General features: G+C 74.3%; 26 protein-coding genes and 2 pseudogenes. 17 read left to right on the top strand and 11 right to left on the bottom strand.

Features of this window, described 5'->3' with window-relative positions; genetic code table 11:
* Positions 1–50 precede the first annotated feature (50 nt).
* A complete protein-coding gene (locus AB0A69_RS05845) occupies positions 51–854 on the bottom strand; it encodes a methyltransferase domain-containing protein (protein ID WP_361415749.1) in 804 nt (267 codons plus the stop codon).
* A 46-nt stretch (positions 855–900) separates the two neighbouring features.
* Positions 901–1413, bottom strand: coding sequence for a hemerythrin domain-containing protein (locus AB0A69_RS05840; RefSeq protein WP_361415747.1), 513 nt, complete (start codon positions 1411–1413; stop codon positions 901–903).
* 54 nt (positions 1414–1467) lie between these two features.
* On the opposite strand from AB0A69_RS05840, the gene AB0A69_RS05835 reads away from it, so the two are divergent.
* The 13 genes and pseudogenes from AB0A69_RS05835 (at position 1468) to AB0A69_RS05775 (ending at position 10594) form a co-directional block, all read left to right on the top strand.
* The gene (locus AB0A69_RS05835; protein WP_361415745.1) at positions 1468–2625 is read left to right on the top strand and encodes an SDR family oxidoreductase; all 1158 of its coding nucleotides are present in this window, start codon (positions 1468–1470) and stop codon (positions 2623–2625) included.
* Positions 2626–2749: 124 nt separating this feature from the next.
* On the top strand, positions 2750–4162 hold the full coding sequence (locus tag AB0A69_RS05830) for an NAD(P)/FAD-dependent oxidoreductase (RefSeq protein WP_361415743.1): 1413 nt from the start codon (positions 2750–2752) through the stop codon (positions 4160–4162).
* 1 nt (position 4163) lies between these two features.
* Entirely contained in the window at positions 4164–6011 is a 1848-nt protein-coding gene (locus AB0A69_RS05825; protein WP_361415741.1) for a transketolase, read from the top strand.
* A 93-nt stretch (positions 6012–6104) separates the two neighbouring features.
* Positions 6105–6597: pseudogene (locus AB0A69_RS05820) on the top strand (ATP-dependent DNA ligase); the annotation flags it as partial.
* 204 nt (positions 6598–6801) lie between these two features.
* Positions 6802–7224, top strand: a pseudogene (locus AB0A69_RS05815) (DNA primase small subunit domain-containing protein); the annotation flags it as partial.
* 71 nt (positions 7225–7295) lie between these two features.
* Positions 7296–7556, top strand: coding sequence for a gas vesicle protein (locus AB0A69_RS05810; protein ID WP_361415739.1), 261 nt, complete (start codon positions 7296–7298; stop codon positions 7554–7556).
* Between the two features lie 38 nt (positions 7557–7594).
* Positions 7595–7996 carry a gas vesicle structural protein GvpA gene (locus tag AB0A69_RS05805; RefSeq protein ID WP_361415737.1) on the top strand — a complete coding sequence of 134 codons (402 nt, stop codon included), beginning with the start codon at positions 7595–7597 and terminating at the stop codon, positions 7994–7996.
* Positions 7993–8709 carry a GvpL/GvpF family gas vesicle protein gene (locus AB0A69_RS05800; RefSeq protein WP_361415735.1) on the top strand — a complete coding sequence of 239 codons (717 nt, stop codon included), beginning with the start codon at positions 7993–7995 and terminating at the stop codon, positions 8707–8709. Before AB0A69_RS05805 ends, AB0A69_RS05800 begins: the two co-directional genes overlap by 4 nt.
* Before the next feature lie 17 nt (positions 8710–8726).
* The gene (locus AB0A69_RS05795) at positions 8727–8963 is read left to right on the top strand and encodes a gas vesicle protein GvpG (RefSeq protein ID WP_361415733.1); all 237 of its coding nucleotides are present in this window, start codon (positions 8727–8729) and stop codon (positions 8961–8963) included.
* Positions 8960–9277: a gas vesicle protein gene (locus tag AB0A69_RS05790; RefSeq protein ID WP_361415731.1), complete on the top strand. Its 318-nt coding sequence runs from the start codon at positions 8960–8962 to the stop codon at positions 9275–9277. Before AB0A69_RS05795 ends, AB0A69_RS05790 begins: the two co-directional genes overlap by 4 nt.
* Entirely contained in the window at positions 9274–10083 is an 810-nt protein-coding gene (locus tag AB0A69_RS05785) for a GvpL/GvpF family gas vesicle protein (RefSeq protein WP_361415729.1), read from the top strand. The genes AB0A69_RS05790 and AB0A69_RS05785 overlap by 4 nt, the downstream gene beginning before the upstream one ends.
* Entirely contained in the window at positions 10080–10322 is a 243-nt protein-coding gene (locus tag AB0A69_RS05780; RefSeq protein ID WP_361415727.1) for a gas vesicle protein, read from the top strand. The genes AB0A69_RS05785 and AB0A69_RS05780 overlap by 4 nt, the downstream gene beginning before the upstream one ends.
* Positions 10319–10594, top strand: coding sequence for a gas vesicle protein K (locus AB0A69_RS05775; RefSeq protein ID WP_361415725.1), 276 nt, complete (start codon positions 10319–10321; stop codon positions 10592–10594). The genes AB0A69_RS05780 and AB0A69_RS05775 overlap by 4 nt, the downstream gene beginning before the upstream one ends.
* Positions 10595–10612: 18 nt before the next feature.
* On the opposite strand, the gene AB0A69_RS05770 is transcribed toward AB0A69_RS05775, so the two are convergent.
* The gene (locus AB0A69_RS05770) at positions 10613–10780 is read right to left on the bottom strand and encodes a hydrophobic protein (RefSeq protein ID WP_361415723.1); all 168 of its coding nucleotides are present in this window, start codon (positions 10778–10780) and stop codon (positions 10613–10615) included.
* Between the two features lie 120 nt (positions 10781–10900).
* Between AB0A69_RS05770 and AB0A69_RS05765 the strand changes: the two genes are divergently transcribed.
* Positions 10901–11671, top strand: a complete 771-nt coding sequence (locus AB0A69_RS05765; protein WP_361415721.1) for a hypothetical protein — start codon at positions 10901–10903, stop codon at positions 11669–11671.
* 10 nt (positions 11672–11681) lie between these two features.
* Here the strand turns inward: AB0A69_RS05765 and AB0A69_RS05760 are convergent, their stop codons facing one another.
* From AB0A69_RS05760 to AB0A69_RS05730, 7 genes are all read right to left on the bottom strand, one after another.
* The gene (locus AB0A69_RS05760; protein WP_361415719.1) at positions 11682–13202 is read right to left on the bottom strand and encodes a phosphatase PAP2 family protein; all 1521 of its coding nucleotides are present in this window, start codon (positions 13200–13202) and stop codon (positions 11682–11684) included.
* Between the two features lie 191 nt (positions 13203–13393).
* Positions 13394–14557, bottom strand: coding sequence for a Vms1/Ankzf1 family peptidyl-tRNA hydrolase (locus AB0A69_RS05755; protein WP_361415717.1), 1164 nt, complete (start codon positions 14555–14557; stop codon positions 13394–13396).
* Between the two features lie 120 nt (positions 14558–14677).
* A complete protein-coding gene (locus tag AB0A69_RS05750; RefSeq protein ID WP_361415715.1) occupies positions 14678–15250 on the bottom strand; it encodes a TIGR03086 family metal-binding protein in 573 nt (190 codons plus the stop codon).
* Between the two features lie 106 nt (positions 15251–15356).
* Positions 15357–15902, bottom strand: coding sequence for a type 1 glutamine amidotransferase domain-containing protein (locus tag AB0A69_RS05745; RefSeq protein WP_361415713.1), 546 nt, complete (start codon positions 15900–15902; stop codon positions 15357–15359).
* Positions 15903–15939: 37 nt separating this feature from the next.
* A complete protein-coding gene (locus AB0A69_RS05740) occupies positions 15940–16371 on the bottom strand; it encodes a CBS domain-containing protein (protein ID WP_361415711.1) in 432 nt (143 codons plus the stop codon).
* An 82-nt stretch (positions 16372–16453) separates the two neighbouring features.
* A complete protein-coding gene (locus tag AB0A69_RS05735) occupies positions 16454–16816 on the bottom strand; it encodes a DUF2795 domain-containing protein (protein WP_361415709.1) in 363 nt (120 codons plus the stop codon).
* Positions 16817–17021: 205 nt separating this feature from the next.
* Positions 17022–18812, bottom strand: coding sequence for a thiamine pyrophosphate-requiring protein (locus AB0A69_RS05730; protein ID WP_361415707.1), 1791 nt, complete (start codon positions 18810–18812; stop codon positions 17022–17024).
* Positions 18813–19094: 282 nt separating this feature from the next.
* Between AB0A69_RS05730 and AB0A69_RS05725 the strand changes: the two genes are divergently transcribed.
* Positions 19095–19889: an RNA polymerase sigma factor SigF gene (locus tag AB0A69_RS05725; protein WP_361415705.1), complete on the top strand. Its 795-nt coding sequence runs from the start codon at positions 19095–19097 to the stop codon at positions 19887–19889.
* Here AB0A69_RS05725 and AB0A69_RS05720 read toward each other — a convergent pair.
* On the bottom strand, positions 19867–21063 hold the full coding sequence (locus AB0A69_RS05720; RefSeq protein ID WP_361415703.1) for a PAS domain-containing protein: 1197 nt from the start codon (positions 21061–21063) through the stop codon (positions 19867–19869). The two genes, AB0A69_RS05725 and AB0A69_RS05720, sit on opposite strands and share 23 nt — an antisense overlap.
* A 99-nt stretch (positions 21064–21162) precedes the next feature.
* On the opposite strand from AB0A69_RS05720, the gene AB0A69_RS05715 reads away from it, so the two are divergent.
* Together AB0A69_RS05715 and AB0A69_RS05710 are read left to right on the top strand one after the other, a co-directional pair.
* Positions 21163–21912, top strand: a complete 750-nt coding sequence (locus tag AB0A69_RS05715; protein WP_361415701.1) for a GAF and ANTAR domain-containing protein — start codon at positions 21163–21165, stop codon at positions 21910–21912.
* A 95-nt stretch (positions 21913–22007) separates the two neighbouring features.
* Positions 22008–23261: an aminotransferase class I/II-fold pyridoxal phosphate-dependent enzyme gene (locus tag AB0A69_RS05710; RefSeq protein WP_361415699.1), complete on the top strand. Its 1254-nt coding sequence runs from the start codon at positions 22008–22010 to the stop codon at positions 23259–23261.
* The last annotated feature ends 9 nt before the right edge of the window (positions 23262–23270 follow it).

The following is a 23270-nucleotide window of genomic DNA, read 5'->3' as shown; positions in this document are numbered from 1 at the left end:
AGGGTAGTTGACGGCACTGGGGGATGTGGTCCGCTCGCCGCGACGTCACGTCACGCGCGGCACAGCACCTCCCCGTGCGGCACCAGGAACCAGCCGTCCTCCTCGCGGCCCCATGCGCGCCAGCCCTCCGCGATGGCGGCCAGCTCGTCCTCGGTCGCGTACCCGCCCTCGGTCGCGAGCCGGGCGTACACCGAGGCGGTCGTACGGTCCGCCCACAGCCCGCTCCACCAGGCGCGCTCGTCGGGGGTGGCGTAACACCAGGTCGAGGCGGTGGCGGTGATGTCGGTGAAGCCGGCCTGCCGGGCCCAGGACAGCAGCCGGCGTCCGGCGTCCGGCTCGCCGCCGTTGCCGCGCGCGACGCGCCGGTAAAGCCGCAGCCAGCCGTCCAGTACCGGCACCTCGGGGAACCAGGTGAAGGCCCCGTAGTCGCTGTCGCGCGCCGCGACCACACCGCCGGGGCGGCACACCCGCCGCATCTCGCGCAGCGCGGCCACCGGGTCGCCCACGTGCTGGAGCACCTGGTGGGCGTGGACCACGTCGAAGGAGTCGTCGGGGAAGTCCAGCGCGAGCACGTCGTCGACGCGGAACTCGACGTTGTCCAGGCCCCGTTCGGCGGCCACCGCGCGCGCCTGGTCCAGTACGTCCCCGGCGGTGTCCACGGCCGTCACCCGGCCGGGGGCGACCAGCGCGGCCAGGTCCGCGGTGATGGTGCCGGGGCCGCAGCCCACATCCAGAACGTCGAGACCCGGCCGCAGCCGGTCGATCAGATAGGCCGCGGAGTTGGCGGCGGTACGCCACCGGTGGGACCGCAGCACCGACTCGTGGTGGCCATGGGTGTACACAGCATCCGTCATGCCGTCACCGTACGCCGCCGTGTCGGATCGTGAGACCCCCATCTCACTATCTGGTCGCAGGAGTTGTTCCGCGGCCCGGCCGCGAAGGCGCCACCGCCTGAGCCGCCTTCACCGCCTTCGCGAGGTTCTCCAGCTGGTCGTGGTCCGAGGTCTCCCGCAACCGGGCGAACTCCTCGCGCTCCTCGGCCTCCGCGTGGGCCATAAGGTCGTCCCGCAGCGCCGCGCACCGCTCCGCGAACTCCGGGGCGTCCACGCCGAGTTCCCCGCCGAGTTCCTCCAGGGCGCGCAGCCCCGCCCGTACGCGCTTCTCCTCCTCCAGCCGCTGCTCGACGATCCGTTCGCCGTCCTCGATGCGGCCGCGCGCGAACGGATGGACCATCTCCTCCTCCGCGGCCTCGTGCACCGCGAGCAGCCCGGCCAGTTCACCGAAGCGCTCCTCGCGCGCCTTCCCCTCGCTCCGCATCAGCTCGTCGAAGAGGCGGCGGAGCCGTACGTGCTGCTCCTCCAAGAGCGCCACCACGTCCTGACCGCCGCCCCCGGACGCCTCGGGCATGGGCATGCGGGCCTCCTCCCTCCGGCGTTATCCGCCGGGCCGCCCGGGTACCCGCCGCCCATGAACGCGAACCTTGCCGAGGCCGCCCGCACGGTCGTGATCACCGGAGCCGGCGGCGGGGTGGGCCGCGCCACGGCCCGCGCCTTCGCCGCGCGCGGCGACCGCGTGGCGCTGCTCGCGCGCGGCGAGAAGGGGCTCGCGGGCGCGGCCGCCGACGTACGGGCGGCCGGCGGCACCGCGTTGACCGTGTCCGTCGACGTCTCCGACACCCGGGCCGTCGAGGAGGCCGCCGACCGGGTGGAGCGCGAGCTCGGCCCGATCGACGTCTGGGTCAACAACGCCTTCGTCGGCGTCTTCGCGCCCTTCACCGAGATCCATCCCGACGAGTTCCGCCGCGTCACCGAGGTCACCTACCTCGGGTACGCCAACGGCACCCGCGCCGCCCTGCGCCGCATGGTGCCGCGCGACCACGGCACCGTCGTCCAGGTCGGCTCCGCGCTCGCCTACCGCGGCATCCCGCTCCAGTCCGCGTACTGCGGCGCCCAGCACGCCATCCAGGGCTGGAACGAGTCCGTCCGCTGCGAGCTGCTGCACGCCGGCAGCAAGGTGCGCACCACCATGGTGCAGCTCCCGGCCGTCAACACCCCGCAGTTCGACTGGGTGCTGTCGCGCATGCCGGGCCGCGCCCGCCCCGTCCCGCCGGTCTACCAGCCGGAGGTCGCCGCCCGCGCCGTCGTGCACGCCGCCGACCACCCCGGCCGCCGCGAGTACCGCGTCGGCGCCCGTACGGCGCTGACCCTCCTCGCCAACGCGCTCGCGCCCGCGCTGCTCGACCGCTACCTGGCCCACACCGGATACCGCGCCCAGCAGGAGCCGTGGAACGGCGCCGGTGAGGGGGCCGCGCCGCACTCCGACGAGCCCGCCCCCAGCAACCTGTGGGCGCCGGTCGACGGCCCGCTGGGCCAGGACTTCGGCGCCCACGGCCGCTTCGACGCCGAGGCGCGCGACCTGTACGCGGACACCGTGCTGCTGCGCCACCCGGCCGTGCTGGCCACCGCGGCGGCCGGAGCCGCCGCCGGGATCGCGGCGGGCGCCGGCGCGGTGCTGCGCCGCCGGGGCGGCGGCGTTTGGCAGGCGGCCGCACGGGCACCGGGAAGGTTCGTGCGGCGCCGGACACCGACCCGCCGGCGCCCGGCCCGACCGATCCGACCGATCTGACGACGACCGATCCGACCGACCCGACCGACCCGACCGACCCGACCGATCTGACGACGACCGATCCGACACAGACCCACCTGCCACCACTCGACCTGTCACCGTTCGACCTGACGCTGGAGGCGCTGTGACCCCGTCCGTCAACCCGCCCGCCGGTACGCCGTCCCGCCGCCGGCCGCGCATCGTGATCGTCGGCGCGGGATTCGCCGGCTACCAGACCGCCCGCAGCCTCAGCAAGAGCCTGCGCGGCCGCGCCGAGATCGTGCTGCTCAACCCCACCGACTACTTCCTCTACCTGCCCCTGCTGCCGCAGGTCTCCGCCGGCATCCTGGAGCCCCGCCGGGTCACCGTCTCGCTGCCCGGCACGCTCCGGCACGTCCGCCTGGTGCTGGGCGAGGCCGACCACATCGACCTCGACGGGCGGAAGGTGCACTACACCGACCCCGAGGGCACCACCGGCGAGCTCGGCTACGACCGGCTCGTCCTCGCCGTCGGCAGCGTCAGCAAGCTCCTGCCCATCCCGGGCGTCGCCGAGCACGCCACCGGCTTCCGCGGCCTGCCCGAGGCGCTCTACCTGCGCGACCACATCACCCGGCAGATAGAGCTCGCCGCGTCCGCCGGCGACCCCGCCGAGTGCACCTCCCGCTGCACGTTCGTCGTGGTGGGCGCCGGTTACACCGGCACGGAGGTCGCCGCCCACGGCAAGATGTTCACCGACGCGCTCGCGCGCAAGTACCCGTCCTGGCCCAAGGGCGTACGCCCCCGCTGGATGCTCCTCGACGTCGCCGACCGCGTCCTGCCCGGGCTCGACAAGCGGCTCTCCGACACCGCCGACCAGGTGCTGCGCGCCCGGGGCGTCGACGTGCGGATGGGCACCTCCGTCAAGGAGTCCACGTCCGACGGCGTGCTCCTCGACAACGGTGACTTCGTCGAGACGCGCTCCCTCATCTGGTGCGTCGGCGTGCGCCCCGACCCGCTCGTCTCCGAGCTGGGGCTGCCCGTCGAACGCGGCCGGCTCGTCGTCACGCCCGAGCTGCGCGTGCCCGGCCACCCCGACGTCTTCGCCTGCGGCGACGCCGCCGCCGTACCCGACCTGAACCGGCCCGGCGAGTACACGCCCATGACGGCGCAGCACGCCTCCCGGCAGGGCAAGACCGCCGCCCGCAACGTCGCCGCGTCCCTCGGTGTCGGCGAGGCCGCCCCGTACCGCCACAGCGACATGGGCTTCGCCGTCGACCTCGGTGGGGTGAAGGCGGCCGCCAACCCGATGGGTGTCCCGCTGTCCGGGCCCGTCGCCGGGGCCGTCACCCGGGGCTACCACCTGGCCGCCATGCCGGGCAACCGGGTGCGGGTCGCCGCGGACTGGCTGCTGGACGCGGCGCTGCCCCGGCAGGCCGTCCAGCTGGGCCTGGTCCGCTCCTGGCAGGTGCCGCTGGACACCGCCTCGCCCGAACTGGCCAAGAGCGGCGCCGGGAACGGCGGCGCCAAGAGCAGCACCGACAGCAGCGCCGCGACCGGCTCCGGCGCTCGCAAGGAGTGACATGCACTACGAAGAACTCGCCTCACTCGCCCAGCAGTTGAGGGTCGACGCGGTCCGGGCCTCGGCAGCCGCCGGCTCCGGGCACCCCACGTCCTCGATGTCCGCCGCCGAGCTCGGCGCCGTCCTCCTCGCGCACCACCTGCGCTACGACTTCGACCGGCCCGACCACCCCGGCAACGACAAGTTCGTGCTCTCCAAGGGCCACGCCACGCCCCTGCTCTACGCCATGTACCGGGCCGCCGGCGCCATCGACGACGAGGAGCTCGCCACCTACCGCACCCTCGGCAGCCGCCTCGAAGGGCACCCCACGCCCCGGCTGCCCTGGGTGGACGTGGCCACCGGGTCCCTCGGGCAGGGCCTGCCCGTCGGTGTCGGCATGGCGCTCGCGGGCAAGCGCCTCGACCAGGCGCCGTACCGCGTCTGGGTCCTGTCCGGCGACAGCGAGATGGCGGAGGGCTCGGTGTGGGAGGCGGTCGAGCACGCCGCGTACAACCAGCTCGACAACCTCACCCTCGTCGTCGACGTCAACCGGCTCGGCCAGCGCGGGCCCACCCGCCACGAACACGACCTCGGCGCCTACGCCCGGCGCCTGCACGCCTTCGGCTGGCACGTGGTCGAGGTCGACGGGCACGACGTCCAGGCCGTCGACCGCGCCTACGCCGAGGCCCGCTCCACCATCCGGCAGCCCACCGCGATCCTCGCCGCCACCCGCAAGGGGCGCGGGGTCGCCGCGGTCGAGGACCGGGAGGGCTTCCACGGCAAGCCGCTCAAGGACGCGGACGCCGCCATCGAGGAGCTGGGCGGCCCGCACCCCCACCACGTGTCCGTACAGAGCCCGCCGGACGTGAGCGCGCCCCGGCGCGCCCCGCGCGGCACCGTCGAGCTGCCGCGCTACGACGTCGGCGACACGGTCGCCACCCGCACCGCGTACGGGCACGCCCTGGAGGCCCTCGGCTCGGCGCGCGCCGACGTGGTGGCGCTCGACGCGGAGGTGAGCGACTCCACGCGCACCGAGTTCTTCGCCAAGGCCCACCCCGACCGGTACTTCGAGTGCTACATCGCCGAACAGCAGCTCGTCGCGGCGGCCGTCGGCATCCAGACGCGCGGGTACGTCCCGTACGCGTCGACGTTCGCGGCCTTCCTCACCCGGGCGTACGACTTCATCCGCATGGCCGCCGTCAGCCGCGCCGGCATCAATCTGGTCGGCTCCCACGCGGGCGTCGCCATCGGTCAGGACGGGCCGTCCCAGATGGGCCTGGAGGACCTGGCCATGCTCCGCGCGGTCCACGGCAGCACCGTGCTCTACCCGTGCGACGCCAACCAGACCGCCCGGCTCGTCGCCACGATGGCCGACCTGTCCGGCATCCGCTACCTGCGCACCTCGCGCGGCGACGCCCCGGTCCTGTACGGGCCCGACGAGGAGTTCCCGGTCGGCGGCAGCAAGGTCCTGCGCGGGGGCGGCGACGACGACCGCGCCACCCTCGTGGCGGCCGGGGTCACGGTGCACGAGGCCCTCAAGGCGGCCGACCTGCTGGCCGAGCACGGCATCCCGGTACGCGTCATCGACCTGTACTCGGTCAAGCCCGTCGACACCGAGACGCTGACCGCCGCCGCGACCGCCACGGGCTGCCTCATCACGGTCGAGGACCACCATCCCGAGGGCGGCCTGGGCGACGCGGTCGCCGAGGCCTTCTCCGACGGCCGGCCGGCCCCGCGCCTGGTCCGCCTCGGCGTCCGCGCCATGCCGACCTCGGCGACACCGGAGGAGCAGCTGCACGCGGTGGGTATCGACGCCGACTCGATCGCCGCGGCGGTGAAGCTGGCGGTGGAGAGCGGCGTGACGGCCTGACGCGCTCCCCGCGACGCCCCGACCGGTCCCGCTCCGCGGGCAGCCGGCCGGGGCGTTCCGTGTACCCGGCGGCACGCCGGGTACGGGGCCCCGATGAGCGCACAGACCCAGACCCGCACCGCCCTGCGGGCCGGGCGCAGGACCGTGGAGGTCCACCGGCCCGACAAGGTCCTCTTCCCCGACGACGGACTGACCAAGGCCGACCTCGCCGCGTACTACCGCGCGGTCGCGCCGTTCATGCTGCCGCACCTGCGCGGCCGCCCTTTGATGCTGGAGCGGCACCCCGACGGCGTCGGGGTGCCGCTTCATGCAGAAGGACACCCCGGACGGCTACCCGGAGTGGGTGCGCCGCGCCGAGCTGCACAAGGAGGGCGGCACCATCACCCACACCGTGTGCGACGACACCGCCACCCTGCTCCACCTCGCCGACCAGGCCGCCCTCACCCTGCACCGCTGGTTGGCGAAGGCAGACCGGCCCCGGTGGCCCGACCGCATGGTGTTCGACCTCGACCCGGCCGGTGACGACTTCGACGCCGTACGCCGCGCCGCGCACGCCCTGCGCGAGCTGCTCGACGCCCTAGGTGTCTTGCCGATCTTGCCGGGCTCGCGACGCCTGGCACCGCGCCTCGCCGCGTTGTCGTCGGTCGCCAATGGCCCCCGTAGCCCTGCGGGCACGGGGGTGCCCCCACCGCAGTGGCTCCCTCCTCCGCCTTGCGATACACGGCACCAGACCCCGCTCCCTGATCCGGCCGGATCGACAAGACACCCCCTCGGCCTGTCCGGCGTGCCGATGACCACCGGCTCCCGGGGCCTGCACGTCGTCGTGCCGCTCGCCGGGCGCACCGGCCACGACGACGTGCGCGCCTTCGCCCGGGACGTCGCGGACACCCTCGCCGCCCGCCACCCCGACGCGCTGACCACCGCCGCCCGCAAACAGGCCCGCGGCGGCCGCCTCTACCTCGACGTGCAGCGCAACGGCTACGCCCAGACCGCCGTCGCGCCCTGGTCCGTACGCGCCCTGCCGGGCGCACCCGTCGCCGCGCCGCTGACGTGGGAGCAGCTCGACGAGCCCGCCACGCACGCCCGCCGCTGGACCGTGCGCACCGCGCTGGAGCAGGCGTGCACCCGGCCCTGGGACGCCGAAGCGGCCCGGCCGCGCGTCCTCGGACCGACGGTCCGCGGGCGGCTGGACGCCCTGCGCCGAGGGGATTGACGCCGTCCGGACTTGCGGGATCCGCGTTCCCGTGTTTGCGGGCTCCCTGTGGCGGCAACCCGCATGAAGTCATGGCCAACACATCAGAGACCCTGCGCCGCGCGTGCGAACAGCTCGCCGAACTCACCGGGCTGACCGCCGAATCGGTGTCGTCCTTCCAGCGCACCGACGACGGCTGGAGATTGACCGTCGAAGTGGTCGAACTGACCCGCGTCCCCGAGACGATGAGCCTGCTCGCGTCCTACGACGTCGAACTCGACGAGGACGGCGAGCTCACCGGCTACCGGCGCGTGCGCCGCTACGAACGCGGCCGGGCCGACCGGCAGCGCTGAGGCGCCAACTGACAACCCCTCAGGGAGGGAGCCACACCATGACCGTAGCCACACAGACAGGCGGTCCGGCCGGAGGCGGTTCCGGCGGTACCAGTGGCCTGTACGACGTCCTGGAACTCGTCCTGGACCGCGGGCTCGTGATCGACGCGTTCGTCCGCGTCTCGCTCGTCGGCATCGAGATCCTGAAGATCGACGTCCGTGTCGTCGTCGCCAGCGTCGACACCTACCTGCGCTTCGCCGAGGCGTGCAACCGCCTCGACCTGGAGGCCGGCCCCCGCAAGAACCCGGGCCTGCCCGAGCTGGTCAACGACATGACCGAGTCCGGAGCGCGCGGCAAGACGAAGGGCGCCCTCCAGGGCGCCGCCGAGACCCTGTCCGACACCCTCAGCCGTTCGTCCAGCCGCTCGTCGTCGCGGAAGAAGGAGGAAGAGGAGAAGTGAGCACGTACGTCTACGGCATCACACGGAGCTCACACCCCGGACTCCCCAAGGGGACCTGCGGCATCGGCGACCCGCCCAAGCCCGTCCGGATCCTCACGGAGGGCGGCCTGACGGCGCTCGTGAGCGACGCGCCCGAGGAGCTGCGCCCCAAGCGGCGCGACCTGCTCGCCCACCAGAACGTGCTCGCCGGGGCCGGCGTGGACGGCCCGGTGCTGCCCATGCGCTTCGGCGGCGTCTCGCCCGACGACGACACGGTCGTCGCGGTCCTCGCCGAACGCCAGGACCACTACCTGGAGCGGCTCGACGCCCTCGACAACAAGGTCGAGTACAACGTCAAGGCCTCCCACGACCAGGACGCCGTCCTGCACCAGGTGCTCGCCGACGACCCCGACCTGCGGGCGCTCAGCGAGGCCAACCGCGCGGCGGGCGGCGGCACCTACGAGCAGAAGATCGCCCTCGGCGAGCGGGTGGCGGCCGCCGTCAAGCAGCGCGAGGCGCGCGACGCGGTACTCGTCCAGGAGGCCCTGCAGGGCGAGGCCGCGGACATCCGGCCCGGACCCGAGTCCACCGGCTGGCTGGCGAACATCTCCTTCCTCGTGGACCGGGACGCCGCCGACGGCTTCGTCGCGGCCTGCGAGGCCCTCGCCAAGCACCACGGCCACCTCCAGCTGCACCTGAACGGGCCGCTGCCGCCCTACAGCTTCGTGGAGTAGAGGGGAGAGGCTCCGGTATGGGCCTGCTGGGTGAGCTGCTCCTGCTACCCGCCGCCCCCTTGCGCGGCACCGCCTGGGTGCTGCGCCAGGTGGTGGCGGAGGCGGAGCGGCAGTACTACGACCCCGCCGCCGTACAGCGCGAACTCGCCCGCCTCGCCGAGATGCTGGAGGCGGGCGAGATCGACGAGGCGGAATTCGACCGCCGGGAGGACGAGCTCCTCGACCGCCTGGAGAAGGGTACGAGACCGACATGACCACCCCCAGCCGGGGCCTTCCGAGCCCGTACGCCGCCGAAGGCAGCAGCGCCAACCTCGCCGACATCCTCGAACGCGTCCTCGACAAGGGCGTGGTCATCGCCGGCGACATCAAGATCAACCTGCTCGACATCGAGCTGCTGACCATCAAGCTGCGTCTCGTCGTCGCGTCCGTCGACCGTGCCAAGGAGATGGGCATCGACTGGTGGGAGAGCGACCCCGCCCTCTCCTCGGGCGCCCGCCAGCGCGAACTGGCCCGCGAGAACGAGGAGTTGCAGCGCCGGATCGCCGAGCTGGAGGAGCGCACCGCATGACCGTCACCCCCGCCGCCCCCCGCACCCCGCGGCTGCGGTACGTCTACGCCGTGTGCCGGCCCTTCGACGGCGTCCTGCCCGAGGGGCTCCGCGCCATCGGGGACCAGCCGCCGCGGCTGCTCCGCCACGGCGACCTCGTCGCCGTGGTGGGCGCCGTCCCCGCCGAGGACTTCGACGAGGCCCCGCTGCGCGCGCGCCTGGAGGACCTGGACTGGCTGGCCGCCACCGCGCGCGCCCACGACGCGGTCATCGCCGCCCTGACCACCGTGACCTGCCCGCTTCCGCTGCGGCTCGCCACGGTGTGCCGCGACGACAGCGGCGTGCGGCGGCTGCTGGAGGAGGGCCACGACCGGTTCGTCCGCGCCCTGGAGCGGCTGGACGGCCGGGTGGAGTGGGGGGTGAAGGTGTACGCGGAACCGGAACCGGAGCCGGAACCGCGGCAGGAGCCCCGGCAGCCCGCGGCGGCGCCCGCCGCCGGCGGCGGACGCGACTACCTGCGCCGCCGGCTCCAGCAGCGGCGCGGCCAGGAGGCCGGGCTGCGGCGCGCGGAGGACCTGGCGCGCCGCCTGCACGACGAGCTCTCCCGGCACGCGGAGGCCGCCACCGTCCACCCGCCGCAGGACGCCAAACTGTCCGGCGCCGGGGGCGTCAACGTCCTCAACGCCGCCTACCTCATCGACCGGGAGCGCGGCGAGGGCTTCGTCCAGCTGGTGCGGGGGGCGTCCGAGGAGGGCGTCCGGGTGGAGCTGACCGGGCCCTGGGCGCCGTACTCCTTCGCGGGGATCGCGGAGGAGGAGGCCGCGTGAGCGTCGAAGAGCGGCGGATCGCCCTCGTGGACCTGCTCGACCGGCTGCTCGCCGGAGGCGTGGTCATCAGCGGCGACCTCACGCTGAGCATCGCCGACGTCGACCTCGTCCGCGTCGACCTCAAGGCGCTGGTCAGCTCGGTGAGCGCCCAGGTGCCGTCGCCGTGGGAGCCGGCCGGGCAGACCACCGGGAAGGTCGCGGGGGAGATCGCGGGGGAGATCGTGGGGGAGCGGGTATGAGCGAGCAGCGCCGCCGCGTCGAGCTGGACCCCGACACCGTCGAGCGCGACCTCGCCCGGCTGGTCCTCACCGTCGTCGAGCTCCTGCGTCAGCTCATGGAGCGGCAGGCGCTGCGCCGCGTGGAGGGCGGGGAGCTGACCGAGGAGCAGGAGGAGCGGATCGGCCTGACCCTGATGCTGCTGGAGGACCGCATGGAAGTCCTCCGGACGAGGTTCGGACTCGCGCCGGAGGACTTGAACATCGATCTGGGACCGCTCGGCCCCTTGTTGTGATCTCCGAACCGTCACCCCCTACCAGCGGTACCAGCGGGACCGCGTGCCGCCCGACGACGTCCTGAACAGGAACCCGAGCAACCAGATCACCAGGACCGCCACCGCGATCCACCACAGCGCCTCCACCGCGAACCCGGCGCCGAAGAGGATCAGGATGAGTAGCAGCACCAGAAGGATGGGAACCATAATGCACCTCCACCCTTCGGGTGCCCCCGATTCGAACGTGTACACGGCCCAGGGCGGGGTACCGCCCGTCTGCCGTCACCGCCGTGCGGGAGCGGGACGATCGGCCGATCATCGTGTTTCATGGCCACAAGATCGGACATGCCCCTCCTCGCCGCGCTGCTGACCCCCCTCTGCGCCGGCCTCCTGCTCACCGGATGCGCCGAGCCGTCCTCCGCCCCCACGGCCCGCCCGGCGCAGGCCGCGACCGCCCCCGCGCCCGGAGCCCCCGCCAAGCCGGCGCCCGCGCTCGCCCCCCGGCCCGCCGAGCTCCCCGGCATCGGGCCGCTCACCCGCGCGCGGATCCCGGCCACCACCCGGCAGGCGCTCGTCGTCACGGGCGAGGGCCCCGACTCCTCCCGCTCCACCGCCGTCCTGTACGGGCACGACCCGGTACGCGGCTGGCACCCGGTCACCGAACCGTGGCAGGCGCACAACGCCCTGCGCGGCTGGACCGACGACCACCACGCCGATGACCTGCGCACGCCCATCGGCGTCTTCCGGATCGGCGACGCCGGCGGCCGTCTGCCCGACCCCGGCACCCGGCTGCCCTACGACCAGGACGAGGAGTTCAACATGTCCGGCACCGGGTTCCTCGGCGAGCCGCTCGAAGGCTCCTTCGACCACGTCGTGGCCATCGACTACAACCGCGTCCCCGGCACCACGCCCCTGAACAAGACCCGCCCCCTCGGCCTCGCCAAGGGCGGCGGCGTGTGGATCCACGTCGACCACGGCGGCCCCACCCGGGCCTGCGTCTCCCTGCCCCTGGAGCGCATGCGGGAGCTGCTGCTCGCCCTGGACCCGGCGAAGGAGCCCGTGATCGTGATGGGGGACGCGGCCGCGCTGGCCCGGTGAGGGGTATTTCCTAGGCGCGTACCTGCGGCCGGTAGACGGTGAGCGCCTCGTCCACCTTGTCGACCAGCAGCTCCGGCGGCGCCTCGGTCACCTCGCCGTCGTACGCCAGTACGGTGCCGGGGGCGAGCCCCGCGATCCGCAGCCGCCGCAGCGACACCGCCGCGTGCACGGGGGAGCGGCTCAGCGGGCCCGCGAGGACCGCCGCCAGGAGCCGCAGCCCCGGCAGCCGGCCGGCCCGTACCACCCGCACGTCCAGCAGGCCGTCCGCCAGCTCGGCGCGGTGCCCGGGGGTCGGGCCCATCCGCCGGTACAGGCAGTTGCCGGCGAACAGCAGCCACAGCGCGTGCCGTTCGCCGCCCAGCTCGGCCTCCAGCGGGTGCTCGCCGCGCAGCAGCCGCAGCGCCCCGAGCACCCCGGCCGGCCAGCCGCCGATCCGCGGCGCCCAGCGCTCCCGCAGCCGCACCAGCTCCGGGTACACGCCCAGGCTGAAGGTGTTGACGAAGTAGCCGTGGGCCGCGCCGTCCGGGCCGGGCGTGAACCGCCCCAGGTCCACCCGTACGGCGTCACCCGCGGTCAGCGCGCGGCAGGTGTCGTGGACGGACTCGACGCCCAGGTCGTACGCGAAGTGGTTGAGCGTCCCGCCGGGGAAGACCGCCAGCGGCACCCGGTGCCGGGCCGCCACCGCCGCCGCCCGGTTGACCGTGCCGTCGCCGCCCACCACGCCCAGGGCCCGGCACCGATCCGCCGCGGCCTCCAGCTCCTCTTCCACGGCCTCCGGGGCACACGCACGCACGTCCGCGCGCGGCAGCGCGTCCTGGACCAGCGCGGCGGCCGCCGCGGAGTCCGACCCCGACTCCTCGTTGACCACGACGACCAGGCCGGCCCCGCCCGGCAGGGCGGGCGCGTCGGCGTGCGGCCGCCCCGGCGCCGGGAGCTGCGACCGGGTCGGCACCAGGCCCCGTACGGCGAAGGCGGCGCCCACCCCGAGGGCCGCGCCCACCAGCACATCGCTCGGGTAGTGCGCGCCCGTGTAGATCCGGGAGAGCGCCACGGCGGCGGCCACCGGCGCCACGACCGCCCCCCAGCCACGCGACTCCAGCGCCACACCCGTCGCGAAGGCCGCCGCCGACGCCGAGTGGCCCGACGGGAACGACGTGGTGATCGGCTGCCGCTTCAGCCGCCGCACCATCGGCACGGCGTCCAGCACGGGGCGCGCCCGCCGCACCGACCGCTTGCCGACGGTGTTGATGGTGGCCGACGCCACCGCGAGCGACGCCACCCCGCGCACGGCCGCCCGCCGCGCCCGCGCCCCGCGCCCGAGCGCCGCGATCCCGGCCGCCGCGCCGAACCACAGCATCCCGTGGTTGGCGCTGTGGCTCAGCCGGGGGAGCAGGGGCTCGGCGCCCGGCCAGTGGCGGGTGGCCACCCGGTGGAAGACGTCCCGGTCCCAGGCGCCGAGCAGCGCGGTGACTCGGGAACGGACGGGGTCGGCGGCCTGCGCGGTGGTGTGGGCGGCATGGTCATGGGGCATGGGAGGCGCTTACCCCTTCCAGGGCCTACGAAGCCGACAACGGCGCACGCGGGCGCACGCAGGCGGCCGGGCGCCGCCACCCGAGGGCGGCACCCGGCCTGCTCCACCGCGGGAGGGGCCCCTCGGAGCCCCGCTCAGCCGCGGGAGGGGCCCCTCGGAGCCCCGCTCAGCCGCGGGAGGGACCCACGGGACTACGCCGGCTCCACCTCCCTCTCCCGCTCGCTCTCGTCGTACGGCCAGCGCAGCAGCGCGCCCAGCCCGCCGACCGGGACCTCGTCCTCGATCTCCGGCCGTACCCGCAGCACCTCCGCCCCTGTCATCACCGCCGAGCGGATCAGCGCGTCGTCGGCGCGGGCCGGCATGGGCTCGGTCTCGCCCAGGTACTGCGTCTCGTTGCGGCGCACCGCGATCTGGTCCGGCTCCGCGCCCACCCACACCTCGCGGTGCGCGTCCGGGCCCTCCGTACGGATCAACAACTCGGCGATCCGGTGCTCCCGGGCCGCCTCGATCAGCGCGGGCACGCCCTCGGCCGCACCCTCCGGGCGGCCGCCGCCGGTGGAGCGGGCGGCCCGGAACCGGTCCAGCTCCTGGGCGGCCAGGCGCCGCATGTGCTCCTGGCGGGCGGCTTCCACGTCCTCGTCCAGCAGCCGCCTGCTCGCGCCGGCCGCGCGTCCGCCGTGGTCGCTCTCCACGGTGAGCGCCCGGATGTCCGGGGCCAGCCGCTCGTGCACGGAGCGCCGCTCGCGCGGATCACCGGCGAGCACGATCAGATCGGCGCCGGTCTCGCGCTCGCACGCGGTGAGGGCCTCGGCGATCTCGGCTGCGTTCTCCTCCCAGGTGTTCTCGACCTTGAGCTGGAAGTGCCGCTCGGACCAGTCCGCGGTCCCATGGCGGCGCAACGGCCAGGAGCGGCCCTCCACATGGCCGGCCGGACGCCCGCCGAGCGGTGTGCGCAGCTCCAGGTCGGCTCCGGCGCGGTCGATGTACGCGACCAGGCAGACCGGTTCCTGCGTCGCCAGGTCCAGGAGCGGGCCCAGGTGCGGCAGCGCCGACCAGGTGACCTCGGACGGCCACGGGGGCCGTACGCCCAGCGGCGGGTCGAGGACGACCTCGCCGTGCGCGGCGAACACCGCCCGACCGGCCTCACCCGGCGGGCGCGGCTCGTCCGTCAGCGCTTCGTACACGGCCCGCTCGGTCTCCGGGTCGCACCCCTGGGACCGGAGTTCGTGACAGACCTCCTTGGCCTGGAGCGCCCGCCGCTCCTTGGTGGACTCGTCCACCCTTGAGGTGTCCAGATAGACACTCGCCCACGGCCCGGGGCGGTCGAAGAGGGTGGAGAGAAACGAGAGTTGCATGGCTCCCTCCCGGAGGCCAGATGTGCGTCGTGCGTCGTGCGTCATACGTCGTGCGTCATCGTGCGTCGTACGTCATGGACGTCGTCGTCCGTTGCGGACGGGGTGCCGGGCGGGCGGCCCTCAGACCTTGCGGCCGACCATCGCCAGCAGCTTCGTCTGCGCGTCGGCGCCCGGCGGTGTCGTCACCGGCGGGGCGAACAGGCCGCTCTTGGACAGCCCGGCGGCCTGCGGGGCGATGTCCCGGGTGGTGAAGTCGACGAGCGCCTTGGGCAGGTGCTCGTCCGCGCCGATCGCCCGGGACAGGTCCCACGCGTGGATGACGGCGTCGTCCACCATCTGGTGGCAGTAGTCCTCGGCCGGTGTCTCGCCGTACGAGAGGTGGACCGTACGTCTGAGGGCCCCCTCCTCCCGGAACGCCTCGACGGCCTCGGTGGCCGCCCGGTCCCACACCCCGACGGGGTCGTCGCCGAGCACGTCGCCGTCGAACCGGTCGCCGACCTCCTCGATCGTCAGTCCGTCCCGCACCAGCGGCACCACCCACAGCTGCTCACCGGTGAGGTGGTTGACGAGGTCGCGCACCGTCCACTCGGTGCAGGGCGTCGGGGCGTCCCACTGGTCGTCGCGGACCGCGTGCACGCGCGCGCCGAACACCTCCAGAGCCTCGGCGTGCCGTGCGAGCAGGGTGTTCGCCATGGGGCTCACCTCCATGGACGGGATCGGATCCGCATCCGCATCCGCGTCCGAGTAAGGGGCTCCTCGTCCGCCGCGCGGGACGAGGAGCCCGGCCGGGGCGTGGGCGTCAGCCCCGCGCAACCTTGGCGAACACCTTGGTGAACGCCTCGCAGAACGCCTTGAGGTCGTCCGGCTTGCGGCTCGTGACGAGCGTGCTGGGCGTCGCCTCGCAGACCTTGACCTGTTCGTCCACCCACTCGCCGCCGGCGTTGCGGATGTCGGTCTTCAGACTCGGCCAGGACGTCAGGGTCCGGCCCCGTACGACATCGGCCTCCACCAGGGTCCACGGACCGTGGCAGATCGCCGCGACCGGCTTCCCGGCGTCGAAGAACGCGCGGACGAAGGCGACCGCCTGCTCGTCCATTCGCAGGAAGTCCGGATTGGCGACGCCGCCGGGCAGGACGAGCGCGCCGAAGTCCGCGGCGGACGCGTCGGCGACGGTCTCGTCGACCGGGAACGTGTCCGCCTTGTCCAGGTGGTTGAACGCCTGGATCTTGCCCGAATCGGTCGACACCAGCACCGGGGTGTCACCGGCGTCGGCCACCGCCTGCCACGGGTCGGTCAGTTCCACCTGCTCGACGCCTTCCGGCGCCACGAGAAACGCTACGCGCACGATTCTCCGCTCCCTTCCTCTGTACTTGCGTGGTCGTCTATGTGTTCGGCTCGGCCCGGCGGCTGATGTCGGCGAGGGCGGACCCCGGGTCCCGCGCCACCGCCAGGTCGCCGAGGGCCACCATGCCGAGCGGCCGCCCGTCCTCCACCACCGGCAGTCGCCGGACGGCGTGGCGCCGCATCAGCTCCACGGCGTCCGCGACGTGGTCCTCGGGGGTCACGCACACGGGGTCGGGGGTGCACACGGACTGGGCGCTGACGGTGAGCGGATCGGCCCCGTCGGCCACCGCACGCACCGCGATGTCGCGGTCCGTGACCATGCCGAGGACCCGGTCCCCCTCCGCCACGAGCACGTCTCCGATGTCCTGGGCCCGCATGACCTGCGCCGCTTCGACGAGCGAGGCGTCCGGCCGCACGGTCGCCACACCGGGCGTCATGACGTCCCGCACGAGCCGCGCCCGCTGTGCCATGTCCCTGTCCGCCTTCCGCGCCCGTCCCGCTCGCGTGTGCCGCCGCCCGGAGTACCCGTGCGGGCCGCCCCCATGCCCTCGGTCACGCACCCTGCACGGCCACCGCCACGTCCTGGACGCTGTGGTACGTCGGGTCACCGGGCAGCTCGGACACGAGCTCCACCAGGCGGTCGGGGGCGTGCCGCTCGCGCAGCACCCGGAGCAGGTCGCCACGGTGGGCCGGGAAGGGCGTGCGCGCGAGATACCGGCCGAGCTCCAGACGCAGCGCCTCGAACCGGTCGGCGGTGACCCTGCTGGCCGGGACGTCGGGATCGTCCTCCGCCACCGGCTCCGGGTCGTGCCACTCCTCGGTCCTCGTGGGGTGTCCCGACCTCAGCAGCCCCTGGAGCTGGTGTTTCATCTCGTCGTCGCGTCGACGGCTGAGCCCGCCGCTCCCTCGCTCCATGGCACCCTCCACGTCTGAACTATGTGCCTCTCCGGACGCCCGGCGGGTACCCGACGGGGCGGTCGCAAACCCGGGGTTTGGACCCGTCGGCGCGGGTACCCGCCGGGACGGCCGAGCGGCCACGGGGTGAATATGGGGTGACAGGTCTTCGGGCGCGGACGGCGGTCCGCGCCCGAAGACCGTTTTATGCCTGTTCGCCCGGGAGCTACGACTTCCCGCCCGGCAGGAACTCCTGCACCTTCGCCTTCAGGCCCCGCTTCACCACCGCGCCCCGTTCCGGGTCGCCCTTCAGCAGCGCCGCCGCCGTCGACTCCATCTGCTGCCAGGTCGCGTGCGGCGGAATCGGCGGCACGGACGGATCGGTGACGAACTCGACGACCGCCGGGCCGTTCGCCGCCAGCGCCTCCTCCCAGGCGTCCACCACCTCGTCCGGCTTCTCCACCCGGATCCCCGTCAGGCCGAGGGACTCGGCGAACGCCGCGTACGGCACGTCCGGCAGCTCCTGCGACGGCAGGAACGAGGGCGCGTCGCCCATCGCCCGCAGCTCCCACGTGACCTGGTTGAGGTCCCGGTTGTTCCAGACGCCGACGACCAGCCGCGGGTCCTCCCAGCGGTGGCGGTACTTCGCGGCGGTGATCAGCTCCGCCAGCCCGTTCATCTGCATCGCGCCGTCCCCGACGAGCGCCACCACCGGCCGGTCCGGGTGCGCGAACTTGGCGCCGATCGCGTACGGCACCCCGCAGCCCATCGTGGCGAGCGTCCCCGACAGCGAGCCCCGCATATCGCCGCGCATCCGGATGTGCCGCGCGTACCAGTTGGCGACCGAGCCGGAGTCCGAGGTCAGCAGCGTACGGTCGGGGAGCAGCGGCGACAGGGCCCGCGCCACGTACTCGGGGTTCACCGGGTCGGCGCTCAGGGCGGCGCGCCGCTCCATGACCTCCTCCCACCGGCGTACGGACTTCTCCACCTGCTCCCGCCACGCCCGCTTCTTCCGGCGCCGCAGCAGCGGCACCAGCCGGCGCAGGGTGGCGCCCGCGTCGCCGATGAGGTTCACCTCGTACGGGTAGCGCATCCCCGCCATGTGCGGGTCGATGTCGATCTGCACGGCCCTCGCCTGCCCGTACTCCGGCAGGAACTGGCTGTACGGGAAGGAGGATCCGATCGTCAGCAGGGTGTCGCACTTCTGCATCAGCTCCCAGGAGGGCCGGGTGCCGAGGAGGCCGATCGACCCCGTGACGTAGGGCAGTTCGTCCGAGAGCGCGTCCTTGCCGAGGAGCGCCTTCGCGACGCCCGCGCCCAGCAGCTCGGCGACCTGCTGCACCTCGGCGCGGGCGGAGGCGGCGCCCTGCCCGATGAGGATCGCGGGCTTCTCCCCGGAGTTGAGGACCTCGGCCGCCCGCTCCACCGCCTCGTCGGCCGGCACCGCCGTCCACGCGCTGCGGTCCAGGCTGGAGGGCACCATCTTGAACTCGTGCGAGGGCGGCGTGTACGGCAGTTCCTGTACGTCACCGGGCACGATGATCACGGTCGGGCAGCGGCGGCCGTACGCCGTGCGGATGGCGCGGTCCAGCACGTTGGGGATCTGCTCCGGGACGTTCACCTCTGCGAGGAAGTCCGACGCGACGTCCTTGAAGAGCGCGTGCAGGTCGACCTCCTGCTGGTACGAGCCGCCCATCGCGCTGCGGTGGGTCTGCCCCACGATCGCCACCACCGGGACGTGGTCCAGCTTGGCGTCGTACAACCCGTTGAGCAGGTGGATCGCCCCCGGCCCCGAGGTCGCCACGCACACCCCGAGGCGGTGCCCGAACTTCGCGTAGCCGACCGCCTGGAACGCGGCCATCTCCTCGTGCCGCGCCTGGATGAACCGCGGCTGGTCCTCCGCGCGGCCCCAGGCGGCGATCAGCCCGTTGATCCCGTCACCCGGATAGCCGAACACGCACTCGACGCCCCAGTCGCGCAGCCGCGCCAGTATCTGGTCGGCGACGTCCTTGCTCATCTGCGTACCTCCCGAAGTGAACCGCTGGGTAGCCATCGCCGCCGTACAGGCAGCACAGCCCCGGGTACCGGGTGCCGATCCGCGGAAACGCGAGGACAGTGGAATCAGTGCAACGACGTGTTTGCTCGGGCAAGCCCCGGGCATGCGCATCTCGTGCTTCGGACCGGAGGCACGTCCGCGGGAGCGACCCACCCGCTCCGGGCGTGTCCGCGTGCCCGGAAAGGGAGCTCTTCCTCGGGGTGACACCAACCGTCAGCACCGTACAGGGAGCTGAAAAGCATCATGCCTACCCTCGCCCACACGAAGCATCCGCACGACGACGCCCCCGACACCGCCGAGGCGTTCCAGCGCCTGGCCTCGCTGCCGGAGGGGGAGGAGAGGGAAGCCGTCCGGCAGGACATCGTGCGCGCCTGGCTGCCCATGGCGGACCGGCTCGCCGGCCGCTTCCGCAACCGCGGCGAGTCACTGGAGGACCTCAAGCAGGTCGCCGCGCTCGGCCTGGTCAAGGCCGTCGATCGGTACGACCCCTCGCGCGGCGCCGCCTTCGAGAGCTTCGCCGTGCCGACCATCACCGGCGAGATCAAGCGCCACTTCCGCGACCACATGTGGACCCTCCACGTGCCGCGCCGCGTCCAGGACCTGCGGGGCCGCGTCCGCGCCGCCTACCAGGAGCTCTCGCACACGGTGGGGGGCCGCGCCCCCACCGTGGCGGAGATCGCCGAGAAGGCCGGCATGACCGAGGAAGAGGCCATGGCCGGACTGGAGGCGCTGGACAGCTTCACCGCGCTGTCACTCGACGCCGAACTGCCCGGCACCGAGGACGGCTACACCCTCGTCGACGCGCTCGGCGGCCCCGATCCGGCCCTCGACGTCGTGGTGGACCGCGAATCGGTCAAACCGCGGCTGCGCACGCTGCCCGAACGCGAACAGAAGATCCTCTACATGCGGTTCTTCCGCGACATGACCCAGAGCAGGATCGCCGAGGACCTCGGCATCTCCCAGATGCACGTGTCCCGGCTGATCAGCCGCTGCTGCACCCGGCTGCGGGAGGACATCATGCGGGACGTCGCCGCATAGCCAGCGCCACATGGCGGGACATCACGTCCGCCGCCTGCGCCTCGGCCATCGAGAACGCGCGCCGCGCCCCCGTGCGGAAGAGCGTCAGCACCCCCGCCACGCCGCCGCCCGGCCCGTCGCCGGGCAGCGGCAGGCACAGCAGCGAGCTCACCCCGGCCCGCGCCAGGACCGCGGCGCCCGAGGCGTCCTCGCCGAACGCGAGAGCGTCCTCGGGCCGCACCTGGAGCGCCGGGCCCCCGCCGCGGGCCGCCTCCACCACCAGGGGGCAGTCCGCCGGCTCCTGCTCCGCCACCGCCTTCAGCAGCGGCCCGCCGTCCCCGGAGACGTCATCCGGGGACGGCGGGCCCAGTACGACGGTGCGACGCAGCACCGGCCGCCGGACGGAGGCTTCGTCGGAGTCCGCGGTGTCGATCACCACCCAGTCGGCGAACCGCCCGTGCAGCACCCGCCCCGCCGCCTCCACGGCCGCGTCGGCGTCCCCCGGCGGGCCGCCCAGCAGGGCGCTCGCCATCGCGTCGACCAGGTCCAGCATCTCGGCACGCTGCGTCGTCACCGCCAGGTCCGGCGGCATCAGCCGCCGCCCCACGGCGCCCGCGTCCATCCCCACCGGGGAGGCCGCCCCGGACACGCCCGGCTGGAGCACCACGACCACCGCCGGCTGCGGCTCGCCCGGCAGCGGCAGCGAGACGAGCGTGGCCCGCACCGGATCGTGCGGCCGCTCCTGCAGCCGCACGCTCAGGCTGCGGCCGCCCTCCCCGCGCGCGGCGGCCGCCGCCTGCGTACGGAACGGAGCCCGGTCGGCGGAGACCAGCAGCCCGGCGAGCGGCCGCCCGGTGGCGTAACCGGCTCGCACCCCGGTCAGGCCGGTCGCGGCGAAGTTCATGCGCCGTACCACCGTGTCGCGGTCGACCAGCACCACCGGCAGCGGCAGCCGCTGGAACAGCGTCTTCAGCAGCTGCCGCTCGTGCCGGTCGGCCGTCGTGCCGTCCGGGGCCCGCGCCGCCAGCCGCTCGTAGCGCGGCCAGAGCGACTCTGCCGCATGCTGGAGTTCGAAGAGGGCGGCGTCCAGCACGCCCTGCTGCTCGTCGGCCGGAAGCGCCCGCGCGGTGCGGAGCTCACCGACCCGGCGCACGAAATCCGCGAGGTCATCGCCGAACGCGTCGGTCTCCGTCATAGGAGCACCGTAACCGCCGTGGCCGTGCGGCGGGCTGCGGCGGCGGTCCCGTTTCGCGCGGCGGGCGCGGGGCAACCGCACGGAGGAAGGAGGACCGCGATGCTGCCCGAGCGTGAGTACGAAGGCCCGGAACCGGCCTCCACCGTCCGCAGGCTGCAGAAACTCACCGAGCAGTGCGTACGGTCGGTCCCGGCGTGCTGCGGGGCCGTCGCCACCCTCAGCGACGGCGAGTCCGAGCGCCGCACCGCCGCCACCCATCCGGACCTGGCGGCCCTCGTCGCCGTCCAGCTCGACTCCGGCGACGGACCCATCCACACGGCGCTCGACACCGGCGAACCCGTCGACGCCGAGGACCTCCTCACCGACGACCGCTGGCCCGACTACCGGGCCATGGCCCTCGGCTCCGGCGTCCGGGCCAGTGTCACCCTCCCGTTCCACCGGGCCGGCATCGACATGACCCTGAACCTCTACGGCTTCCGGGCCGGCTCCCTGGAGGACGCCGCCCACGGACCCGCCGCCATCCTCGGCGAGGAGATCACCGCGGGCCTCGCCCGCGACCGCCGCTACCGCGCCGCACTCACCGAGGTCGGCCAGCTGTCCACCGCGCTGCGCTCCCGCCCCGTCATCGACCAGGCCGGCGGCATCGTGATGCACGTCCTCGGCTGCGACGCCGCCGAGGCCCACACCGTGCTGCGCCGGATCTCCCAGCTCACCAACCGCAAGCTCGCGGACGTCGCCGCCGGTGTCGTACGCACCCGGGGCCGCGGCCTGGAGAAGGAACTGGCCCGGCTGGGCCCGGCGAAGACCGCCCCCACGCGGAGCGGCGACTTGCCGGGAACATCCGTATAAAAGGCTTTGGGGACGGATAGCGGGCTCCGTGCACGGGCAGGGTCCCCCAGACCAACAGCACCGACATCGGCAGGGACGCCAGGGCGGAGACAGGCATGCGGCAACCGGCAGCGGACGGCCCCGAGGCCCCCTCGCTCCCCGAGGGGCGGGGACCCGTGCGGTACGCGCCCGGGGCGCCCGAAGCCGGCCTGCCGACGGTCGCCGAACTCGTCGCCGTCTTCGCCGCGGCCGCCGACCGCACCGAGGCCGAACCGCCCGGCGGCGGCCCCGTCCTGCGCGACGCGGCCTGCGGCTACTGGTGGCGGCGCGGACTGCGCTGCCACCCCGAGGACCTGGCCGCCGCCCCCGGTGCGCAGCCGCTGCTCGCCGCGCTCATCGCCGCGCACGGCGGCGACGTCCTGCTGCCCCGGCCCTGCCCCGCCGGCTGGGCCCCGCAGGCCCGGCTCCTCGGCAGACCCGCGTACTCCGTGCCCACGCCCGCCGAATGCGGCGGCGTACCCGACCCGTACGCCCTCCTGGAGACCGTGCGGCGGGTGCGCGCCGAAGGCGGCCACCCGGTGCTGCTGCTGCTGTGCGTGGCCGACGACCCGACCGCCACCGTCCCGCCGCCCGAGCTGGTGCGCGAGACGTGCGAGGCGGCGGTCGGCGAGGGCCTGCACATCGTCAGCGACGAGACCTGGCGCGACACCCTGCACCGGCCGCACGACACCGTGCTGGTCAGCCCCGCCGAGATGTGCCCCGAGGACGTCACCGTCCTCTGCGACCTCGCCGGCGCCCTGACCCCGCCGGCCTGGCCCACCGCGATCGCCCGCTTCCCGTCCACCCCGGCCGGCGCCGCCCGCCGCGCCCGCGTCCTGGACCTGCTCACGGCGCTCGGCGCCCATGTGGCGGGGCCCGTCGCCGCGGCCGCCGCCCACGCGCTCGGCGAGCCGGAACCGGTCACCTCCCGGGCGGCCGCCGCGGCCGCGCTCCACGCGAGCGTGGCCGCCGCCGCGCACCGCGCCGTCCTGACCGCCGGAGCGCTCGCCCTGCCGCCGCAGGCCGGGCGCCACTTCTACGCCGACCTCGGGCCGCTGCGCGGACGCCTCACCGAGCGGGGCGTCACCGACTCGATGGAGCTGGAGGAGTACCTCACCGGCCGGCTGGGCGCGCCCGCTCCCGGCGGCCACCGGTTCGGCGACGAGCTGGGCGCACTGCGCGTACGGCTGTCGACCGGGCCGCTCCTCGGGGCCACGGCGGAGGAGCGTATGGAGGCCCTCACGGCGCAGCGGCCACTGGAACTGCCGCATGTCGCGCGAGCGTTGGACACGTTCGCAGCCGCTTTCCACGATCTTCAAGGACCACGGTGAACGGAGCGC

Source organism: Streptomyces sp. NPDC045431, from assembly GCF_040646655.1.
In the GTDB taxonomy this organism is placed as follows: domain Bacteria; phylum Actinomycetota; class Actinomycetes; order Streptomycetales; family Streptomycetaceae; genus Streptomyces.
The sequence above is the reverse complement of the archived record's forward strand: the minus strand, read 5'-3'. Positions and strand labels throughout refer to the sequence as shown.

What these genes read in the sequence shown, in the direction of transcription:
- AB0A69_RS05710 (WP_361415699.1), top strand. Translation starts at nt 22,008, where the DNA reads ATGCGGCAACCGGCAGCGGACGGCCCCGAGGCCCCCTCGCTCCCCGAG.
- AB0A69_RS05740 (WP_361415711.1), bottom strand. Translation starts at nt 16,371, where the DNA reads ATGGCACAGCGGGCGCGGCTCGTGCGGGACGTCATGACGCCCGGTGTG.
- AB0A69_RS05715 (WP_361415701.1), top strand. Translation starts at nt 21,163, where the DNA reads ATGCTGCCCGAGCGTGAGTACGAAGGCCCGGAACCGGCCTCCACCGTC.
- AB0A69_RS05725 (WP_361415705.1), top strand. Translation starts at nt 19,095, where the DNA reads ATGCCTACCCTCGCCCACACGAAGCATCCGCACGACGACGCCCCCGAC.
- AB0A69_RS05795 (WP_361415733.1), top strand. Translation starts at nt 8,727, where the DNA reads ATGGGCCTGCTGGGTGAGCTGCTCCTGCTACCCGCCGCCCCCTTGCGC.
- AB0A69_RS05770 (WP_361415723.1), bottom strand. Translation starts at nt 10,780, where the DNA reads ATGGTTCCCATCCTTCTGGTGCTGCTACTCATCCTGATCCTCTTCGGC.
- AB0A69_RS05765 (WP_361415721.1), top strand. Translation starts at nt 10,901, where the DNA reads ATGGCCACAAGATCGGACATGCCCCTCCTCGCCGCGCTGCTGACCCCC.
- AB0A69_RS05840 (WP_361415747.1), bottom strand. Translation starts at nt 1,413, where the DNA reads ATGCCCATGCCCGAGGCGTCCGGGGGCGGCGGTCAGGACGTGGTGGCG.
- AB0A69_RS05760 (WP_361415719.1), bottom strand. Translation starts at nt 13,202, where the DNA reads ATGCCCCATGACCATGCCGCCCACACCACCGCGCAGGCCGCCGACCCC.
- AB0A69_RS05835 (WP_361415745.1), top strand. Translation starts at nt 1,468, where the DNA reads ATGAACGCGAACCTTGCCGAGGCCGCCCGCACGGTCGTGATCACCGGA.
- AB0A69_RS05775 (WP_361415725.1), top strand. Translation starts at nt 10,319, where the DNA reads ATGAGCGAGCAGCGCCGCCGCGTCGAGCTGGACCCCGACACCGTCGAG.
- AB0A69_RS05790 (WP_361415731.1), top strand. Translation starts at nt 8,960, where the DNA reads ATGACCACCCCCAGCCGGGGCCTTCCGAGCCCGTACGCCGCCGAAGGC.
- AB0A69_RS05845 (WP_361415749.1), bottom strand. Translation starts at nt 854, where the DNA reads ATGACGGATGCTGTGTACACCCATGGCCACCACGAGTCGGTGCTGCGG.
- AB0A69_RS05735 (WP_361415709.1), bottom strand. Translation starts at nt 16,816, where the DNA reads ATGGAGCGAGGGAGCGGCGGGCTCAGCCGTCGACGCGACGACGAGATG.
- AB0A69_RS05750 (WP_361415715.1), bottom strand. Translation starts at nt 15,250, where the DNA reads ATGGCGAACACCCTGCTCGCACGGCACGCCGAGGCTCTGGAGGTGTTC.
- AB0A69_RS05810 (WP_361415739.1), top strand. Translation starts at nt 7,296, where the DNA reads ATGGCCAACACATCAGAGACCCTGCGCCGCGCGTGCGAACAGCTCGCC.
- AB0A69_RS05730 (WP_361415707.1), bottom strand. Translation starts at nt 18,812, where the DNA reads ATGAGCAAGGACGTCGCCGACCAGATACTGGCGCGGCTGCGCGACTGG.
- AB0A69_RS05805 (WP_361415737.1), top strand. Translation starts at nt 7,595, where the DNA reads ATGACCGTAGCCACACAGACAGGCGGTCCGGCCGGAGGCGGTTCCGGC.
- AB0A69_RS05825 (WP_361415741.1), top strand. Translation starts at nt 4,164, where the DNA reads ATGCACTACGAAGAACTCGCCTCACTCGCCCAGCAGTTGAGGGTCGAC.
- AB0A69_RS05785 (WP_361415729.1), top strand. Translation starts at nt 9,274, where the DNA reads ATGACCGTCACCCCCGCCGCCCCCCGCACCCCGCGGCTGCGGTACGTC.
- AB0A69_RS05720 (WP_361415703.1), bottom strand. Translation starts at nt 21,063, where the DNA reads ATGACGGAGACCGACGCGTTCGGCGATGACCTCGCGGATTTCGTGCGC.
- AB0A69_RS05755 (WP_361415717.1), bottom strand. Translation starts at nt 14,557, where the DNA reads ATGCAACTCTCGTTTCTCTCCACCCTCTTCGACCGCCCCGGGCCGTGG.